Raw genomic sequence first — 20,286 nt, forward strand, 5'->3', positions numbered from 1 at the left:
TGAGTCGAGCTGAAAAAAACATAGCCCCGCATGACCCGGGGGCGCCAATGGCAGGTCGTTACCGCAGATGTACGCTCGCTGTTCGTAGGGACACAATCGATCCGCTCAACCGGGCAATGCCTGCACCGGCATCGTCAATTCAACCCGCAGCCCATCCGGACGACTGTCGAAATGCAGGCCACAGCCACAACGCTGGACAATGGCCTGGACGATCGCCAGGCCCAGTCCGCAGCCGGTGCTCTGGCCGCTGCGCCAGAAGCGCTGGGTCAGGTGCTGGAGATCGTCGGCGGCAATGCCGGGGCCGTGATCGCGGACCTTGAAGCGTACCCGCTGGCCGATCATTTCCAGGCTCAGTTCCACGTCGGTATCGTCCGGGGTGTGGCGCAGGGCGTTATCCAGCAGGTTGCGCAACGCGGCGATGGACAGTACCGCCGGCATCTGCACCGGCGCATCGGACAGGCCCGGGGCTACGTGCAAGCGAATTCGCCGGGAAGCGCCACCGCCCGCGTCCTGGATCGCCAGTCGCGCGACCTGCTCGGCGCTGCACTGCACGCCATCGTCGAACGACAGGCTGCCTTCGACCCGGGCCAGCAGCAGCAACTGTTCGAGCGTGCGGTGCAGGCGGTCGGCGCCCTCCTCGGCCCGGGCCAGGGATTGATCGCGGGCAGCGCCGTCGGTCATGCGCGCCACTTGCAGGTGCGTCTTGATGGCCGTCAACGGGCTGCGCAGTTCATGGGCGGCGTCGCCGGTCAGCCGGCGTTCCCGCTCGATGGTCTTGCCGATGCGCTGGAACAGCTGGTTCTGGGTTTCCAGCAACGGTCGCAGCTCGCTGGGCAGCGGATGAATCTGCAAGGGTTCCAGGGAGTCGGCACTGCGCCGCATCAACGCATCGCGCATGCGATTGAGCGGTGCAAGGCCCTGGCCGATCCCCAGCCACAGCAGACACAGGCACCCCAGCAGCGCCACGCCTACCGGCACCGAGGCGGCCAGCAGCACAGACATGTTCAAGGCTTCGCGCTCGATCTGGCGGTCGGCGGTGGTGATACGCACATCGCCTCGGGCCAGGGTGAAGCTGCGCCACGGCGCACCGTCGATCATCTGGTCGTGGAACCCCATTTTCTCGGCTTCCAGGGCCTGTTCCGGGGTGCTGTGGCTACGGGCCAGGATCTCACCGCGCAGGGAGCTGACCTGGCAGGCCATGCCCCCCGGGATGTTCAACTGTTCCGCGCTGAAATGTGTGCCCTCGCCCTTGCTGGGCATGGGCGGCAGCTGCTCCAGCAGCCCGGCCACCATCCGCGCCGACGCCACCAGGCGCTGGTCAAGGGAAAACATCATCTGGTTGCGCAGGTCGCTGAGCATCCATGCAGCAGCCAGGGCCCAGATCAGGATGAACGCGGCGCCAAGGGTCAGGCTCAGGCGCAATCGCAGGCTCATCATTTGGAAGTCTTCCCGTCGCCGGCCGGCCCCAGCCGATACCCCAGGCCACGTACCGTCTCGACAATCCCGTTGCCCAGCTTGCGCCGCAGGTGATGGATATGCACGTTCAGGGCATTGCTTTCCAGTTCGTCGCTGAAGCCGTAGACGCTGTCCTTGAGCTGTTCGGCGGACAGCACCCGGCCGCGGTTATGCAGCAAGGCCTGCAACAGCGACTGCTCCCGGCGGGACAGGTCTACCGGCTGGCCCGCCAGCATCGTTTCGCGGCTGCTGGGGTCGTAGGTCAGGCTGCCATGCTCGATCAGGTTTACGCTGCGCCCCGCCACCCGCCGCAACAGCGTGTGCAGGCGAGCGGCCAGTTCCCGCAGGTCGAAAGGCTTGAGCAGATAGTCGTCGGCGCCGGCCTGCAGCCCGTCGACCCGATCGGTCACCGAATCGCGCGCCGTGAGGATCAGCACCGGAATCTCCAGGCCTTGCTGGCGCAATTGCCGCAGCAGCTTGAGACCGTCTTCGTCGGGCAACCCCAGGTCCAGCACCATGACGTCGAATTCGGCCACCGCGAGGATCGCCCGCGCCGCCGATGCCGTTGCCACGTGTTCGACGACCAGGCCCTGGGCCGTCAGGCCGGCGACGATGCCACTGGCGATCAACTCATCGTCTTCGCAGACCAGTACGTGCATGGTAAGCCTCGTGGAAAAAGGTACATTAGGCCGCCGGCCGATTAAGCCGACATTATGCGACGAGTACCGCCCCATGGGCGATCATTGCTGTTGACCCGTCGTCGCCGGGTTAATCGACGGTTAATCGCCGGTCGCCATTGTGCCCTCACTCGCTTCGTTCTAAGGCTTCTCTACATGCGTCGATTGTTTTTGCTGTGGCTGCTCCTGATCTCGGGCCTGGCCCAGGCCGCCAATCCCTTCGAGACAAAACCCGACTTCCTGCCGGTGGAAAAGGCCTTCGTGTTTACCGCCGAGCGCCTCGATTCCGGTGAGACCCAGCTGTTCTGGCAGATCGCCGACGGGTATTACCTGTATCAGCAACGGCTCAGGTTCGACGGCCTGGCCGAGGCGCAGAAACCGACGTTGCCCGAAGGCGAGGCCCACAGCGATGAGTTCTTCGGCGATCAACAGGTCTATCGCCAGGCGCTGGAACTGAAGATCCCGGCGGGCGCCACCGGCAAGATCAAGGTGGGTTTCCAGGGCTGCGCCGACGCAGGCCTGTGCTACCCACCCCAGACCCAGGTAGTCGACCTGGGCGGCGACGCTCCCGCGGCGGCCAATGGCGAAGCGGCGGACCAGGCCCTGGCCAGTGGCCTGCAGCAGCGGGCCCTGGGCTGGAGCCTGCTGGTGTTCTTCGGCCTGGGGCTACTGCTGGCATTCACGCCGTGCTCCCTGCCGATGCTGCCGATCCTTGCCGGGCTGGTGGTGGGCAGCGGCGCGGGTCCCCGGCGGGGCCTGGCCCTGGCCGGCAGTTATGTGATCAGCATGGCCCTGGTGTATGCCGCCATGGGCGTGCTCGCCGCGCTGCTGGGAGCCAATCTGCAGGCGCTGTTGCAGCAACCGTGGCTGCTGGGCGCCTTTGCGACGGTGTTCGTGCTGCTGGCTTTGCCGATGTTCGGTTTCTTCGAACTGCAATTGCCGGCCGCCCTGCGGGACCGACTGGAAAATGCCGGCCGCCAGCGGCGTGGCGGCAGCCTGCTGGGCGCCGGCGTCCTCGGCGCACTGTCCGGCCTGTTGGTAGGTCCTTGCATGACCGCGCCACTGGCCGGCGCACTGCTGTATATAGCCCAGAGCGGCAATGCACTGCACGGCGGGCTGATCCTGTTCGCCATGGGCATCGGCATGGGCCTGCCGCTGTTGCTGCTGGTGACCGTGGGCAATCGCTTCCTGCCCAAGCCCGGGGCCTGGATGAACGTGCTCAAGGGCGTGTTCGGCTTCCTGTTCCTGGGCACTGCGCTGCTGATGATTCGTCCGGTCATCGATGATTCGCTGTGGATCGGATTGTGGGGCGTGCTGTTGCTGATCGCCGCCTACAGCGCCTGGCGCCAGACCGAAGGTTTCGGTCGTACCGCCTACGTGTGCGGTAGCGCGTCGCTGTTGCTGGGGCTCTGGGGCAGCCTGCTGGTCATCGGTGCGGCAGGCGGCAGCGACGATTTCTTCCAGCCCTTGAAAGTCTACAGCGGCGGCCAGGGCGGCGCGGTGGTCGATGCCCGGGATGCCTTCGTCACGGTCAGCGAACCCGCGGCCCTGCAGCGGGAGCTCGACGCCGCCCAGGCCCAGGGCCAGTGGGTGCTGCTCGACTACTACGCGGACTGGTGCGTGTCCTGCAAGATCATGGAAAAACAGGTGTTCGGCCGTCCCGAAGTGCTGGACGCCCTCAAAGGCGTACGCCTGCTGCGCCTTGACGTGACTGCCGATACGCAGGCCAGCCGTGAGCTGCTGGGGCGCTATCAAGTGCCAGGGCCACCGAGCCTGCTGTGGATCGGTAGCGATGGCCAGGAGCGTCGCAACCAGCGGATCACCGGGGAAATCGATGCCAAGGGTTTCCTGGCACGCTGGAACGCCACCCGGGATGCTCGCTGATGCTGACGTTAACCCTGGGGACCTTCGCCATTGCCCTGAATCACCTGCTGTTGATCAGCGCCCTGGCATTGGCGACATTCGTTGGCTGGCGAGTGGCCCGGCGCGGTGGCGAGAACCCCGAATCGGTGCTGTTCGTGCTGTTCCTGCTCGGGCTCCTGGCGGCGCGGGTCGGCTTTGTCGTGGCTTATTGGGGCCATTACCGGGACGACCTGTGGCAGATCGTCGACCTGCGCGATGGCGGTTTCCTGGCCTGGCCCGGCATCGTCGCGCTGCTGATCGGCACAACGCTGTGGGCCCTACGTCGTCCGCCCCTGCGCCGGCCACTGGGCTTTGGCGTCGGCAGCGGCCTGTTGTTCTGGCTGGTGGCCACGATGTCCCTGACCCTCTATGAGCAGGGTACCCGCCTGCCGGACATCAGCCTGCGAAACGCCGAAGGCGAGACGGTAAAGCTCACCGATTACCAGGGCGGCCCCCTGGTCATCAACCTCTGGGCCACCTGGTGCCCGCCCTGCCGGCGTGAGATGCCGGTACTGGAAGAGGCGCAACAGCAGCGTCCCGACCTGACGTTCCTGTTCGTCAATCAGGCCGAAAGCATGCAAAGCGTCAGCACCTTCCTCGAAACCCAGGGCCTGAGCCTGGACAACGTTCTGTTCGATGGCAGTGGCCGACTCGGCCAGGCCGTCGGCTCCATGGCCCTGCCGACAACCTTGTTCTATGGCGCCGACGGCCGCCTGCTGGACAGCCACCTCGGTGAACTCTCGGAAGCGAGCCTGGCCCGCGCCCTGGAAAACTTCGAAACGCCGGGCTCGACCGCGGCGCCCCACCCCGTCACAAGGAAATCGCCATGCCCCGCCTCCGCCCTCTGCTGACACTGGCCTTCGCCACAGCGCTGTCCCAAGCCCCCCTGCTCCAGGCCGAGGAGTTGCCGGCAGCCATCAAGAAGATCGAAGCCAAGGGCGCGAAAATCGTCGGCACGTTCCAGGCACCGGACGGACTTCGCGGTTACGCCGCGCAATACCAGAACCGTGGCATGGCGCTTTACCTGACGCCCGACGGCCAGCATGTACTGCTGGGCAACCTGTACGACGCCGACGGCAAGGACCTGAGCGCCGAGCCGCTGCAGAAGCTGGTCTATGCCCCGATGGCCAAGCAGATCTGGAGCAAGATGCAAGCGAGCCACTGGATCGCCGACGGCAAACCGGATGCACCACGCACCGTCTACCTGTTCAGTGATCCCAACTGCCCGTACTGCAACATGTTCTGGGAACAGGCACGGCCATGGGTCAACGCCGGCAAGGTGCAGCTTCGCCACATCATGGTGGGCATCATCCGTGAGGACAGCCCGGCAAAATCCGCCGCGTTGCTGGCCGCCAAGGATCCTGAAAAAGCCCTGGAGAACCATGAGAAGGCCGGCAAGGGCAGCCCCCTCAAACCGCTCAAGGACATACCGCCGGCCATCCAGGCCAAGCTGGATGCCAACTTGCAGCTCATGGACGAACTGGAACTGTCCGCCACCCCGGCGATTTTCTATCTGGATGAAAAAGGCGACCTGCAGCAACAGCAAGGCGCGCCATCACCGGACAAGCTGGTGAAGATACTCGGGCCGAAGTAACTGGCGGCCACCGAAACCGCGCAGGAGCGGCAAGCCCGCTCCCACAGGTTTTTATCGTCGTCCACGACATCGGTTTTCGCCCCCCTCCACGGGTCGCGATGGCGGGGTCAGCGGCGTAGAAACTCCAACAGCGCGGCGGTCACGAACTCCGCGTTCTCCAGGTTGGAGATATGCCCCGCTTGCGGGATCAACCGACAGGGGCAACCGATCAGCCCGGCCATCTCCTGGGCCTCGGACGGCGGCCGTGGCTTGTCCTGGTCGCCACACATCACCAGGGTCCGGCCGGCGTCCAGCTCCGGCAGGCGCGACAGAATGTCGTCCCGACCGAAGATGATCCGTCCCAGCGGCACGATGCTGTCGCGCAGACGGTCGGCCGGCAAGGCGGCCAGCGTGGCGCGGAACTGCTGGTACAGCGGCGACTGCGGCTCGATGCCCGGCCGGAAGAAAATCGGCACGATGATATCCAGCAAAGGTTCGGCAATGGCCCCGTTCGCCTCGATCTTGTCGAACAACGAGAAATAATACTGGCGGGTCGGCTCCGGCTCGACGCCCACATAAGTGTCCATCAGCACCAGTGCCTGCAGCCGCTGGGGCGCCGCCAGCGCCAACCGGGTGCCCCACATGCCGCCCACCGAAAGCCCCACCAGGCTGAAGTCATCGACGTCCAGTTGGTCCATCAGCCCCAGCACCTGGCGAGCCAGGTCGTCCAGGGAGGTCATGTCCTGCGGCAGACGCCCGGATTGGCCGTGGCCCCACAGGTCCGGGGCGATCACCCGGTAATGCCGGGACAAGGCCTCGATCTGCGGCGCCCACATGCCGTGGTCCCACAAATAACTGCTGCCCAACACCACCACCGGGCCCTGGCCCTGGTCGAGGTAGTGAAGCGATTGTCCATCAAGGGTTGCAAAGGGCATCGAGGACCTCCTTGTGAATATGGAAAGTTTGAATGCGCAAAAACCTCGGCAGCCTGCCGTGGCGTGCAGCGATCCGTCAATGCAAGGGATGATCCCGTCCGTAGGGTACCTGTCAGCTATGACAGTAGTTTTGCCCGGCCACTGGCGATAGGGTGAGGACTCGATCAACCATCACCGGATGGAGAACCGCCATGACCAAAGCCGAGCTTCAGGCGTTCGCCCAGGCACAAGTGGATCTTTTGAAGCCCAAAGCCGCCGATACCCAGAAAGCTTCCGGACAGCGGGCCAAAGGAAAACTGATGTTCTACGAGGCACTGCTGGCCGTTTACGGCAACACCCAGACCCCGGAAGAATTCGGTTTGCTGGATGCCGTCAACGATACCTTCCAGGAAATCGGCGCATTCGCCTCCGGCGTCACCTTTTTCAGCAAACCGGAAGAATGCTGCCGCACCCCATGACGCGCCCACAGGGATTTAAGATCGCTGGATACCTCGCGACAAGAGGCGCAGGCCCCGCTCACACAGGGGCCTGCACAGAGATCATGCCATTTACAGCCCCTCCAGCTCGGCCATCAAGTCATTCAGCCGGTCCACCTTCTCCTCGGTGATTTCGCTGGCAGCCAATCCTTCGATGTAGTCGGCCAGTTCCTGGACCGTGCTGCATTCGAACATGGCCCGCAGCGGTACGTTGCGTTGCAGGGCCTTCTGTACCCGAGAGGCGATTTGCGTCGCCAGCAACGAATGACCGCCCAGTTCGAAGAAGTTATCCCGTACGCCCACTCGCTCGACGTTCAGCACCTGCGCCCAGATATCCGCCAGGGTCTGTTCCAGCGCGGTGCCCGGTGCCTGGTAATCCTGGCTTTGCAACTGGCCGATCTCCAGGGCCGGCAAGGCGTTGCGGTCGAGCTTGCCATTGGCGTTCAGGGGCAGCCGGTCCAGCCATAGCCAATGCAGCGGCACCATGTATTCCGGCAGCTCGGCCCGCAGGCGTTGCTTGATGCGCTCCAGGCGTTCGGTCGCCGGCAGCGTCGAATCAGAAGCGACCAGGTAGCCCACCAGATGCTTGCCGTTGATCCCCGCCTGCACGCCCACCGCGGCATCGCGCAACTCCGGCTGCTCATGCAGCCGCGCCTCGATTTCACCCAGCTCGATACGATAGCCACGAATCTTCACCTGATGATCGATGCGGCCGACGTACTCCAGCACGCCATCGCTGCGCCGCCGCGCCAGGTCCCCAGTGCGGTACAACCGCTCCCCCGGCGCGCCGAACGGATTGGGCACGAATACCGGGGCAGTACGCAGCGGATCGCCGACATAACCACGTCCCACCCCGGTGCCCGCCACGCACAGCTCACCCACGGCACCCAGCGGCACCAGCTCCAGCGCGCCGTCGAGCAGGTACAAACGGTTGTTGTCGGTGGGCGTGCCAATGGGCAGGTAAGTGCCACGGGTCGACGCCATGTCGACACGGAAGAACGCCACGTCATCGGAGCATTCCGCCGGGCCGTAGGCGTTGACCAGGCCGATGGCCGGGTATCGCAACAGCCACTGGTGGGCCAGCTCCGGGGGCATCGCTTCGCCAGTGGGCAACATCCAGCGCAGTCCGTCCAGGCTGACACGATCCTGGGCAAGCATGCCCTGGATCAGGGACGGCACGCTTTCCAGCACCGTGATGCCCTGGCGCTGCACATGTTCCAGTAACCCTTGCGGATCATGGGCGATGGTATTCGGCACGATGTCGACCCTGGCCCCGAACAACGGCGCGGCGAGGAACTGCCACACCGAGATGTCGAAACTCTGGGACGCCGTCTGGGCGATCACATCGGCCTCGTCCAGCGCCAGGTACGGCACCTTGCTCAGCTGATTGTTGAGCATGCCCCGCTGCTGCACCATCACGCCCTTGGGCTGCCCGGTGGAACCGGACGTATAGATCACATACGCCAGGTTGTCCGGCCCGCTATGGACTCCGGGGTTTTCCTGCGACGCATCACTGGCCTGGATGTCTTCCCACACCAGCAGCTTCGGCCGCGCCGAACAGGCATGCTCATCCAGCAGCGCCAGCGCCTGGGCATGGCAGGCCTGGGTGCAGACCAGCAGCGGCGTGCGGCTCAGTTCCAGGATACGCCCCAGGCGCTGGCTCGGCAGGCCCGGGTCCAGCGGCAGGTACCCGGCGCCGGCCTTGAAGCTGCCGATGATCATTGCCAGCAGGTCCAGCCCCCGTTCGGCCAGCAGCGCCACCGGCTGATCGAGGCCTACGCCGCAGGCGATCAGTGCATGGCCCAGGCGGTTGCTGTGGGCGTTCAACCCGGCGTAGGTGTATCGGTTGTCCAGGCAGCTGGCCGCGATCCGTTGCGGATGGGCCGCAACCCGGGCCTCGAACAATTCCACATAGCTCTGGGCCAAGGGATAGTCGCGCTCACTCTGGTTGCAGCCATGGACCAGGAAGTCCTGCTCCTGCGCCGCCATCAGCGGCAGCTCGGCCATGTCACCGTGCAAGCCCTCCATCAGGGCCAGCAGCAATCGCTTGAACTCACCCAGCAGCCCCTCGACGGTGGACGCTTCGAAGTAGCGTCGGTCGTAAGACAGATGCAGCCCCAGGTCGTCCCCGGGATAGCAGACCGCCGTCAACGGGAAGTTGGTGTGGGTGCGACCCGAATCCGACGTGGCGTTGAGGCTGCGGGCGCGGTCCAGCACCGAGACTTGCACCGGAGCGTTCTCGAACACGAACAGGCTGTCGAACAGCGGCTGGCCCTTGGGCAGTTCGCTGACTTCCTGGATGCTCACCAGCGGCAGGTACTCGTATTCGCGCAGTTGCATGTTGCTGTCCAGCAACTGGCCCAGCCACTGGCGCACCGTACAGCGCTGCTGGTCCTCGGGCATCCGCACCCGCAACGCGACACTGTTGATGAACAGCCCCACCGTGCGCTGCATCTGCGGCAATTCCACCGGGCGGCCGGCCACGGTGACACCGAACAGCACGTCCCGGTCACCGCTCACTCGCCGCAGCACCAGCGCCCACGCTGCCTGGGCGAAGGTGTTGACCGTCAGTTGGTGAGCCTGGGCCAGTTCGCGCAGCCGTGCGCCGTCCTTTGCCTCGAGGCGGGTGTAGCAGTCGCCGACGATCATGCCTGCGCTGTCACCGGCGTGTTCACGCAGGAACGGGCGGTCGGCGGGGATTGGCGTGGTCCGTTCGAACCCTTCCAGGTTGTGCTTCCACCACTGGCGGGCCTCGGCCAGGCTCCGATGCTGCAGCCAGCCGATGTAGTCGCGATAGCGGGGTGGAACGGCCAGCCGGGGCTCGCGGTTTTCGCCAAGGGCGGTATAGATCTCGAAGAAATCGTCCATCAGCAACGAGCGGCACCAGGCGTCGATCAGGATGTGGTGATTGCTCATCATGAACCAGTAGCGCGCCTCGCCCACGCGGATCAGTCGCAGGTGGAACGGTGCCTGGTTCAACAGATCGAAGCCGGCCTCGCGTTCGCGCTTGAGCAGCGCCTGGAGCCGGTCTTCCTGCTGGTCCCCGGGTACCTCGCGCCAGTCGAGATAATCCACTGGCGTGTTGCCGGGCTTGTGGATGATCTGCAGCATCTCTTCGCCGACGTTCCAGCAGAACGAGGCGCGCAAGGCTTCGTGACGGCTCACCACCGCCTCCCAGGCTTGGGCGAAACGATGCGGGTCCAGTTCGCTGTCGATGCGGTAGCGGTCCTGCATGTAGTACAGACCGGTGCCCGGTTCCAGCAAGGTGTGCAGCAGCATGCCTTCCTGCATCGGCGTCAGTGGATAGACATCCTCGATCTGCGCAGCCGGCACGGGCAAGTGGTCGAGCTGCTCCTGGGACAGTTTCGCCAGCGGGAAATCCGACGGCGTCGGGCCGCCCGCCTCGTCCGTCAGGCAGTGCTCGACCAGGCGCTGCAACTCATCGAGGTACGCCGCGGCCAAGGTGACGATCGTCTGCCTGTCATGGCGTTCGCCGCTGTAGGTCCAGCGCAGCACCAGCTCACCACCACTGACCTGGCTGTCGACACTCAGCTCATTGGGCAGTGGCGCATCGGGGTCGTGGATCGCCCCCAGCGCTGCGTCCAGTGGCCGGAACAGGGCGTCATGCCCCAGGGTCTGGTCAAGCTGGCCCAGGTAGTTGAAGGTGATCGACGCCTGCGGCAGGTCAGCCATCGCCTGGCGAGTGGCGTCGTCGGCCAGGTAGCGCAGCACGCCATAGCCCAGCCCCTTGTGCGGTACGGCGCGCAACTGCTCCTTGATGGCCTTGATCGATGCGCCGATATCTTCGGCCGACGGGCTCAGGCGCACAGGGTAGACACTGGTGAACCAACCCACGGTGCGGGTCAGGTCCAGATCGTCGAACAGCATCTCGCGGCCGTGCCCCTCGAGCTGGACCAGGGCCGACTCATGACCGCTCCAGCGGCACAGGACCCGGGCCAGTGCCGTGAGCAACAGGTCGTTGACCTGGGTGCGGTAGGCACTCGGCGCCTGTTGCAACAGCTGCCGGGTGCGCCCGGCATCCAGGCGCACACTGACCGTCTGCCCATGACGCTCCTGGAGAGCACCGTCAGGATGCGCGCAAGGCAACGCCACAGCCGGGCCGCTCAACCGGCGTTGCCAGTCGGCCAGTTCTTCGCGCAGGGACTCGCTGCCGGCATAGGCCTGCAAGCGCGCCGCCCAATCGCGCAATGGGCTGGTCTTGGCCGGCAGCCCGATCGCTTGCCCGGCCGTGATCTGGCGGTAGACGGTTTGCAGATCGTCCATCAGTACCCGCCACGACACCGCGTCCACCACCAGGTGATGGATGACGATCAGCAGGCGCTGCCCACCGTCGGGCAACCGGGCCAGCACTGCCCTGAGCAACGGACCGCCAGACAGATCGAGGCTGCGCTGGGTCTGCTCGAACAAGGCCTGGCAATGCTCCACGGAGTCGACGGACAGCGACTGCACCAGCGCGACGTCCGACAGCGGCCGATGCTCGGCGCGCCAGTGTCCGGCGGTCTGTGCAAAGCCCAGGCGCAGGGCGTCGTGCTGCTGCAGGACAGCCTGCAGCGCCTGTTCCAGATGTCCCGGGTCCAGGGTCATGGCCGGCTCCAGCAACAACGCCTGGTTCCAGTGGTGTCGATTGGGGATCGGGCACTCGAAGAACCAGTGCTGGATCGGTGTCAGCCCCGACTCGCCGCTCAGCAAGCCCTGCTCGGCGCTCAGCTGTTCGCTGCGGGTGGCGACAGCGGCCAGGGTCTGCACGGTCTGGTGCTGGAACAGGTCGCGGGGCGTGAAGTGGATGCCCTGCTGCCGGGCCCGACTGACCACCTGGATAGACAGGATCGAATCGCCGCCCAGCTCGAAGAAATTATCGTTGAGGCCGACCTGTTCCACGTTCAGCACCTCGCACCAGATGGCCGCCAGGGTCTGCTCCAGGGCATTGCTCGGCGCCACATAATGTTGCCGGTTGAGCTCAAGATCCGGCATCGGCAAGGCGCGACGGTCGAGCTTGCCGTTGGCGGTCAGCGGCATGCTCGCCAGCAGGATCAGGTGCGTGGGCACCATGTAGTCCGGCAGCTGAGCCTTGAGATGATGCTTCAAGGCTTCGCGCAGGACGCCTTGTCGTTCGGCGTCCTGGGTGGCGACGTCGGTCACCAGGTAGCCTGCCAATTGCTTGCCGCCCGGCATATCGAGGGCCAGTACCACGGCCTCGCGCACCGCGTCGTGTTCCAACAGGCGTGTTTCGATTTCCCCCAGTTCGATACGGAAGCCACGGATCTTGACCTGATGGTCGACCCGACCCAGGTATTCCACCAGGCCATCGGCACGCTGGCGCACCAGGTCGCCGGTGCGATAGAGCCGCCCACCTTCGGTGCAGAACGGATCGGCGACGAACCGCTCGGCCGTCATGCCCGGCCGCTGGTGGTACCCCTGGGCCAGGCCCGCGCCGCCGACGTACAACTCGCCTGTCGCGCCTTGCGGCACCAGGGCCAGGTCGGCATCGAGGATATAAGCCACCCGCTCACCGACCACACTGCCGATGGGCACGCTGGCCACGCCCTCCTCCAATTGCTCGGGTGCCAGGCACGCCAATGGCATGACCACGGTTTCCGTCGGGCCATAGGCGTTGAAAAACCGTGCCGGGCTGAACGCCGCGCGGATGCGCTGCAGATGCTCCCCGGTCAGGGCCTCGCCCCCCGTGATGCACATGCGCACGGGCAGGATCTGCTCCTGGGTCGCCAGCCATTGCGCCAGTTGGCTGCCATAGCTGGGCGTGAAACCGAGGACGTTGACGCCATGCGCGCGGATCAATCCGCAGATTTCCTCGGCGTCCCATTGCCCCTGGGCCCGCAGCACCACATGGGCGCCGCTGAGCAGCGGCACCAGCAGGCGCTCGGTGGCGGCGTCAAAGTTGATGGAATAGAAATGCAGCTCGCAGTCGTCCGGGCGCATGCCGAAACGCTGGATCACCGCCTGGCAGTGCATGGCGATTTCGCCGTGGGACACCACCACCCCCTTGGGCTTGCCGGTGGAGCCCGAGGTGTAGATCAAGTAGGCCTGGTGCTGCGGCAGGTTGATCGACGGCAATGGATGATCAGGATATTGCACCAATGCCGGACCATCCTCCTCCAGGCTCCAGCGTCCGACGCCGTCTGGCAGCGCACCGAGAGACTCGAACATCGCCCGGTCGCTGAGCAACCACGCGATGCCGCTGTCTTCGATCATGTAGTGCAAGCGGTCCAGCGGGTATTCGGGGTCCAGCGGCACGTAGGCACCGCCGGCCTTGAGAATCGCCAGCAGGCCGATGACCATTTCCAGGGAACGCTCCAGGGCCAGGCCCACCCGGACCTGTGGCCCGACGCCGCGCTCGCGCAGCATCCAGGCCAGGCGATTGGCGCGGCGTTCGAGTTCACCGTAGGTCAGGGTCTGTCCGGCAAAGGTCAAGGCCGGGGCATCGGGACGGGCCTGGGCCTGCTCGCTGAACAGCGGGTGCAGGCAGTGGTCCAGGCGATGCTCGCCGGGCTCGACACCCAGGTTGTCGAGCAACTGTTGCCGCTCGCCAGCGTCCAGCAGCGGCAGCTCGCTCAAGCGTCGGCCCGGATCGCTCAGCAGCGCCTCCAGCAGGTTGCGCCAATGCCCGGCCATGCGGGCGATGCGGGGGTCATCGAACAGGTCGGTGCTGTAGGTCAGGCAGCAACCCAGGCGATGATCCAGGTCGGTGACCTCCAGGTTGAGGTCGAACTTGGTGGCCCGGGCATCGTTCACCAGGTACTGCACGGTCATGCCGGCCAATGTGCGGCTCTGCTGGAATTCCCAGCGCTGGACGTTGCACATCACCTGGAACAGCGGATTGTAGGCGGCGCTGCGCGGCGGTTGCAGGGCTTCGACCAGATGATCGAACGGCAGGTCCTGGTGGGACTGGCCTTCGATGACTGTATGGCGCACCTGCTCGAACAGCTCGCCCACCGACATCTGCCCGTCGAGCTGGCAACGCAGCACCTGGGTGTTGAGGAACGCACCGATCAGCCCTTCGCTTTCCGGTCGGATCCGGTTGGCCACCGGCGCGCCGATGCGAAGGTCGGTCTGGCCGCTGTAGCGATAGAGCAGCACGGCCAAGGCGGCGGTCATGGTCATGAACAGGGTCAAGCCGTGTTGCGCGTTGAAGGCACGCACCCTGGCGGCCAGGTCATCGCTGAGGTCGAAGCGGAACAACTCGCCGCGATGGCTTTGCACCGGTGGCCGCGGACGGTCGGACGGTAGCTCCAGCAATGGGTGTTCACGGCCCAGTTGCGCGGTCCAGTAGTCCAGTTGCCGTTGGCGCTCGCCGGACTCCAGCCACTGGCGCTGCCAGACGCTGTAGTCCAGGTATTGCACCGGCAAAGGCTCCAGCGGCGATTGGCGGTCATCGACGAAGGCTTCGTACAACGCGCTCAGCTCCCGGGCGAAGATGTCCATCGCCCAGCCTTCGGTGACGATGTGATGCAGGGTCAGCACCAGGTAATGCTCCTGCTCCGCGGTCTTGACCAGGCAGGCCCGCAGCAACGGCCCGGTTTCCAGGTCGAAAGGCTTGTGGGCCTCGCTGTCGGCCAGCGCCTGCACCCGTTGTTCACGGACATCGGCGGCCAGCGCCGAGAAATCCTTCCAGTCCATCCGCAGGCCCACGTCATCGTGCACCTGCTGCCAGGCCACGCCGTCGGCACTGGGGAACGTGGTGCGCAGGGTTTCGTGTCGCAAGACCAATGCCTGCAAGGCCGCCTCGAAGCGCCCGACATCCAGCACCCCGCGCAAACGCGCCATGCCGCCGACGTTATAGGCCGGGCTGTCCGGCTCCATCTGCCAGAGGAACCACATGCGCTGCTGGGAATAGGACAGCGGCACCGGTTGGCTGCGATCGACCTTTTCGATCGGTGGCTGCCGGTTGGTCTGGCCACTGGCCTGGATCAAGCGTACCTGTTCGGCAAACGCCCCCAGTTCACTGTTCTCGAACAAGGCTCGCAGCGGCAACTCGACGTCGCAGGCCTGGCGGGTGCGGGAAATGATCTGGGTCGCCAGCAGCGAGTGGCCGCCGAGGGCAAAGAAATCATCCCGCAGGCCAATCCGGGACAGCCCCAGCACGTCGCGCCAGATATCGGCGAGCTGGCATTCGAGGGCGCTGACCGGCTCCACGTGGTCACGCCCCTGCCACTGCGGTTCGGGCAAGGCGTGGCGGTCGAGCTTGCCGCTGGGGCTCAGCGGCATGGCATCCAGGCGCAACACCTGCGCGGGCACCATGTAGTCCGGCAATTCGGCGGCCAGGGCGGCGAGGAGCCGCTGGTCCAGGTCGTCCCCGGTAAGATCTGGCGCTGTGTAGTAGCCGATCAATTGCGGACCGGCGGCGGTGTCGCGCACCAGCACGGCCGCCTGGGCGATGCCCTCCTGGGCCAGCAGCCGCGCTTCGATTTCCTGCGGTTCGATACGGAAACCGCGCAGTTTGACCTGCTGATCGAGGCGGCCGAGGTATTCGATCACCCCACCGGCGGTCCAGCGCGCCCGGTCGCCGGTGCGATACAGGCGCGCGCCCGTGGCGGCCAGCGGATCCGGTACAAACCGCTCGGCGCTCAGGCCCGGCCGGCCGAGGTAACCCCGGGCCAGGCCCAGGCCGCCGATGCACAGTTCGCCCGACACTCCGGACGGTACCGGGTTGAGCTCACTGTCGAGCACGCGACACAGCACGTTGCCCAGCGGACGGCCGATCGGCGAGCGCTCGCCATCGGCATCGCTGCAATGCCAGTGCGTGACGTTGATGGCGGTTTCGGTCGGACCGTAGCGATTGTGCAGTTGCGCCGTCGGCAGTTGCGCCAGCACTCGGCTGCGTAATTCGGCCGGCAAGGCTTCACCCCCGGAGAACACCCGGCGCAGGCAGGTGCAACCGGCGCTCAAGGGTTCGTCGACGAACAGGCTGAGCAGCGGTGGCACGAAGTGCAGCGTGGTCACGCCAAACTGTTGGACCAACTGGGCGATGCGGTGCGGGTCGCGATGTTCGCCGGGGCCGGCCAGGACCAGCGGGCAACCTGTGATCAAGGGCCAGAAGCATTCCCACACCGACACGTCGAAGCTGATCGGCGCCTTTTGCATCAGCACATCGGTTTCGTCCAGGCCATAGGTGGCCTGCATCCATTGCAAGCGTTCGGCCAGGGCCGCGTGGGTGTTGCCGACCCCCTTGGGCTGGCCGGTGGAACCGGAGGTGTAGATCACGTAGGCCAAATGATCGCCGTGCAGATGCAGGCCTGGCGGATTGCCCGGCCATTGCTCCAGATGCAAGGCATCCAGGGCAATCACGCTGATGCCTTCGCAGACCGGCAAGCGTTCGAGCAACGCGGTCTGCGTCAGCAGCAGATCGACGCCGCTGTCCTGGAGCATATAGGCCAGGCGTTCGGCCGGGTAATCCGCATCCAGCGGTACATAGGCGCCACCGGCCTTGATGATCGCCAGCACGCCGATGAGCAACTGCGGCGAACGCTCGGCGGCGATTGCCACGCACACATCGGGGCCAACGCCTTTGTCCCGCAGGTAGTGGGCCAGGCGATTGGCCTGGGTGTGCAGTTCGGCGTAGTCCAGGCGACCGCCCTCCCACAGCAGCGCGGCGCGTTGCGGCGTACGCCGGGCCTGCTCGTTCAGCAGCTCCGGCAACCATCGTGCCGCCGGTTCGCAAGGGGCCACACTCCATTGCTGCTGTTGCGCCTGCTCATCGGCGGACAGCAAAGGCACGTCGCCGATGGCCTGCTGCGGATCGGCGCATACTGCCCGCAGCAGGTTGCAGAAATGCCCGGCCAGGCGCGCGATGGTCGCCGCCTCGAACAGCTCGTCGGCGTAGTCGAACGACAGCGTCAACCGCCCGTTGCGGTCTTCCTCGCTGTGCAGTTGCAGATCGAACTTGGCTTCGCGGCTGTGCCATGGCAGCTCATCGGCCAGCAATCCCGGCAAGCGTCGCAAGGCGCCCAGGTCGCGTTGCTGATGGTTGAACATCACCTGGAACAGCCCTTGTTCGCGAGCCTGCGGGAAGGCTTCGAGCAGTTGTTCGTAGGGAAGGTCCTGGTACGCCTGGGCGCCCAGCGTGGCCTCCCGGGCCTGGGCCAGGAGCGCGGCGAAGGACTGGCGCGAATCGACCTGCCCGCGCAGCACCTGGGTATTGATGAAGAAGCCGATCAGGCCTTGGGTTTCCAGGCGTGGACGGTTGGCATTGGGCACGCCGATGCGCAGGTCGGACTGGCCGGTATAGCGTTGCAACAAGGCCTGGAATGCCGCCAGCAGACACATGAACGGTGTCGCGTCGTGGGCCTGGGCGAGCTGGCGCAAGGCATCGCCGAGGCTCTTGTCCAGGCGCAGGCTATGACGCGCGGCGCTGCGAAGACGCTGGGCGCTGCGAGGATGATCGGTGCTCAGCGCCAGGACGGGATGTTCGTCTCCCAGTGTCTGTTTCCAATAGGCCAGTTGCCGCTCGGCTTCTCCCTGGGCGAGCCACTGGCGCTGCCAGCGGGCGTAGTCGGCGTACTGCAACGGCAGCGGCGCCAGCGCGGCGACCTGCCCCTGCGTCGCGGCGGCATACAGCCGCGAGAATTCGTCCACCAGCACATTCATCGACCAGCCGTCGGCAATGATGTGGTGCATCGTCACCAGCAACTGGTGATCGTCCTCATCCAGGCGCACCAGCGTGACCCGCAGCAGCGGCCCCTTTTCCAGGTCGAACGGCGTAGTCGCTTCGGTTTCCCGGATCTGCCGGGCGCGGGCCTGGCGCTGATCGTTGGGCAAGTCCGCCAGATCGATTGAGCGCAGGTCGAATCCCGCAGCCGGATCGATCTGCTGCATGGCCACGCCATCGCGCTCCAGGAAACGCGTGCGCAGGGATTCATGGCGTTCGATCAGTTGCTGAAAACTGGCGCGCAGTGCGTTTTCGTCCAATTCGCCACGCAGGTGCAAGCCGCCGGGAATGTTATAGGCGCAGCTTGCGGGGTCCAGTTGCCAGGTGATCCACAAGCGGTTCTGGGCCAGGGACTGCGGCAATGCCTCATGGCGCGGCAACAGGCTGATCGTGTCCTGTGACGGGTTGCCGTCCTGTTGGCTGGCGGCCACTGCGGCCGTGAAAGCGCTGAGGGTCGGGGCTTCGAACAGCAGGCGCAGCTCCAATGTCACGCCCAGGGTTTCGCGCAGCCGCGCAACCACCTGGGTGGCGATGATGGAGTTGCCCCCCAGCAGGAAGAAATGATCGTCTCCCTGCACTTCGTCAACCTGCAACAGCTCGCGCCAGAGCTGGGCAATCTGCGCCTGCAACGGCGAGGTCGACGCCTGCGCACGGACACCTGCGACCTCGGTCGACGGGAACTGCGCATAGCTGTCGAGGCTGCCGTCGGCCAGGCGAGTGCGGCACGCCGAGCGTTGCAACTTGCCGCTGGACGTCTTGGGCAAGGCACCGGGATTGAGTAGCACCACCACGCTCGGCGCTTGCTGGCAGGCGTCGGCCACCACCTGGCGAAGGGTCTTGATCAGCGCCTCGGGCGGCAGGATTTTCTGCACGCTGCGGCTGATTTCCGCCGCAATGCCGATGCCTTCCTCGGTGCCATCGTTGACTGCGAAGGCCGCCACCCGGCCTTTGCGCACCACTTCCACCTCACGCTCGATGGTCTGCTCGATGTCCTGGGGATAAAGGTTGTGCCCGCGCACGATCAGCATGTCTTTCAAGCGACCGGTGATGAACAGCTCGCCGCCATGGACGAAGCCCAGGTCGCCGGTGCGCAGCCAGGTACGACCGTCATGCTGGACGAAGGTCTTGGCCGTGGCCTCGGGATTGCGCCAGTAACCATGGGCGATGCTCGGCCCGGTGGCCCAGACTTCGCCCACCTGCTGGTCGGCCAGCGGCTGCAGCGTATTGGGTTCGACGACCAGCACCCCGTGTCCGGGCTGGCCGAAACCGCAGCTCATCACCGCGCTGCCTTGCCCCGGCTCGGCGCGGTTCTGCGCCAGCGCCGCGTCGTCTATGCGCAATGAAGCAATGCCATGGCTGCGGGGCGTGCCGGCGACGAACAGGGTGGCTTCCGCCAGGCCGTAGGACGCCATGAAGTTTTCAGAGGTGAAACCGCACGCCGCGAACTTCTCGGCGAAACGTTCCAGGGTGTCGAGGCGGATCGGCTCGGAGCCCGAATAGGCCACCCGCCAGCCGCTCAGGTCGAGGCGCTGCAAGGCCGAGTCGCTGATCCGCTCGCTGCACAACCGATAGGCGAAATCCGGGCCGCCGCTGATGGTGCCACCGTACTCGCTGATGGCTTCCAGCCAACGCAACGGCCGGGCCAGGAAATACCCCGGCGACATCAGCACGCATGGCACGCCACTGAAGACCGGTTGCAGCAGGCCGCCGATCAAGCCCATGTCGTGATACAGCGGCAGCCAGCTGACGATGACGTCGTCGGGATTCAGGTCGATGCCGAAGCCATGGCGGATCAACAGCTCGTTGGCCACCAGGTTGCCATGGCTGACCTGCACCCCCTTGGGCAATGCAGTGGAGCCGGAGGTGTATTGCAAAAAGGCAATGTCATCGTCCTGCAAGGTCGGCGCGACCCATTGTCCGGCACGTGCCGGGTCGAGGCTGTCGACGCATAGCAACGGTGGTGCGGACTCGATGGCCTGCAAGGCTTCGCGCAGATCGCTGCTGGTGAGCAAAAGGCGCGGCTCGGCGTCGGCGATGATCGACAGCAGACGTTCCTGGTGATGACGACGGGCCGACTCCGGTGGATAGGCCGGCACGGCGATCACACCGGCGTACAGGCAACCGAAAAACGCCGCGACATAATCGGGGCCGCTGGGAAACAGCAGCACCGCGCGATCGCCGACTGTCGCCTCGGCCTGCAAGGCGGCGGCAATGGTGCGGGCGCGCAGGTCCAGATCGCGATAACTCAGCACCACGCTCTGCTCCGGCGTGTCGGCAAGGAAGCGCAAGGCCACGCGATCCGGCGTCGAGGCGGCGCGGCGCTGGAGGGCATGGGCCAGGGTGCTGGGAAGTTCGAACGCGTCGGTCATGAGGTTTCCTGCCTGAAATTCGGCTTGCAAGTGATATCCAGTCTTCTTCCATCGCACGCCATCGACGGCATGCGGGACGCGGTCATGGCCGACCGCGCGAGGCAATGGAAATGCGTTGCGGCATCCGGGCTGCCGCCCGAAACCGTCACCCATGAGAACGGATCACGCCGGCAAATAATTAGTCAGCGAGCAGGCCCACCGAGCCATTGGCAAGC

At 65.5% G+C, this 20,286-nt stretch carries 8 protein-coding genes; 4 read left to right on the forward strand and 4 right to left on the reverse strand.

The annotated features are described in order from the left end of the window. Positions 1–105 precede the first annotated feature (105 nt). Positions 106–1,437 carry a sensor histidine kinase gene (locus tag BT179_RS02660; RefSeq protein WP_072389138.1) on the reverse strand — a complete coding sequence of 444 codons (1,332 nt, stop codon included), beginning with the start codon at positions 1,435–1,437 and terminating at the stop codon, positions 106–108. After that, on the reverse strand, positions 1,434–2,114 hold the full coding sequence (locus BT179_RS02665) for a response regulator (RefSeq protein ID WP_072389140.1): 681 nt from the start codon (positions 2,112–2,114) through the stop codon (positions 1,434–1,436). The genes BT179_RS02660 and BT179_RS02665 overlap by 4 nt, the downstream gene beginning before the upstream one ends. 174 nt (positions 2,115–2,288) lie before the next feature. Here BT179_RS02665 and dsbD point away from each other — a divergent pair, with 174 nt between their 5' ends. From dsbD to dsbG, 3 genes are read left to right on the forward strand one after another with little or no spacing between them, the layout of a single operon-like run. Further along, positions 2,289–4,016, forward strand: coding sequence for a protein-disulfide reductase DsbD (gene dsbD / locus BT179_RS02670; RefSeq protein ID WP_072430329.1), 1,728 nt, complete (start codon positions 2,289–2,291; stop codon positions 4,014–4,016). Further along, positions 4,016–4,885, forward strand: coding sequence for a TlpA family protein disulfide reductase (locus BT179_RS02675; RefSeq protein ID WP_072389144.1), 870 nt, complete (start codon positions 4,016–4,018; stop codon positions 4,883–4,885). The genes dsbD and BT179_RS02675 overlap by 1 nt, the downstream gene beginning before the upstream one ends. Further along, positions 4,861–5,628, forward strand: coding sequence for a thiol:disulfide interchange protein DsbG (dsbG, locus tag BT179_RS02680; RefSeq protein WP_072389146.1), 768 nt, complete (start codon positions 4,861–4,863; stop codon positions 5,626–5,628). The genes BT179_RS02675 and dsbG overlap by 25 nt, the downstream gene beginning before the upstream one ends. Before the next feature lie 107 nt (positions 5,629–5,735). On the opposite strand, the gene BT179_RS02685 is transcribed toward dsbG, so the two are convergent. Further along, positions 5,736–6,542, reverse strand: coding sequence for an alpha/beta fold hydrolase (locus BT179_RS02685; RefSeq protein ID WP_072430328.1), 807 nt, complete (start codon positions 6,540–6,542; stop codon positions 5,736–5,738). A 191-nt stretch (positions 6,543–6,733) separates the two neighbouring features. On the opposite strand from BT179_RS02685, the gene BT179_RS02690 reads away from it, so the two are divergent. Then, positions 6,734–7,000 (forward strand): hypothetical protein, encoded by a 267-nt coding sequence (locus BT179_RS02690; RefSeq protein ID WP_072430327.1) that lies wholly within the window; start codon positions 6,734–6,736, stop codon positions 6,998–7,000. Between the two features lie 90 nt (positions 7,001–7,090). Here BT179_RS02690 and BT179_RS02695 read toward each other — a convergent pair whose 3' ends face one another. Then, positions 7,091–20,071, reverse strand: coding sequence for a non-ribosomal peptide synthetase (locus BT179_RS02695; protein WP_072430326.1), 12,981 nt, complete (start codon positions 20,069–20,071; stop codon positions 7,091–7,093). Positions 20,072–20,286 lie beyond the last annotated feature (215 nt).

Origin of the sequence: Pseudomonas sp. NFACC43, from assembly GCF_900119645.1 — a bacterium.
Classification (GTDB): Bacteria; Pseudomonadota; Gammaproteobacteria; order Pseudomonadales; family Pseudomonadaceae; genus Aquipseudomonas.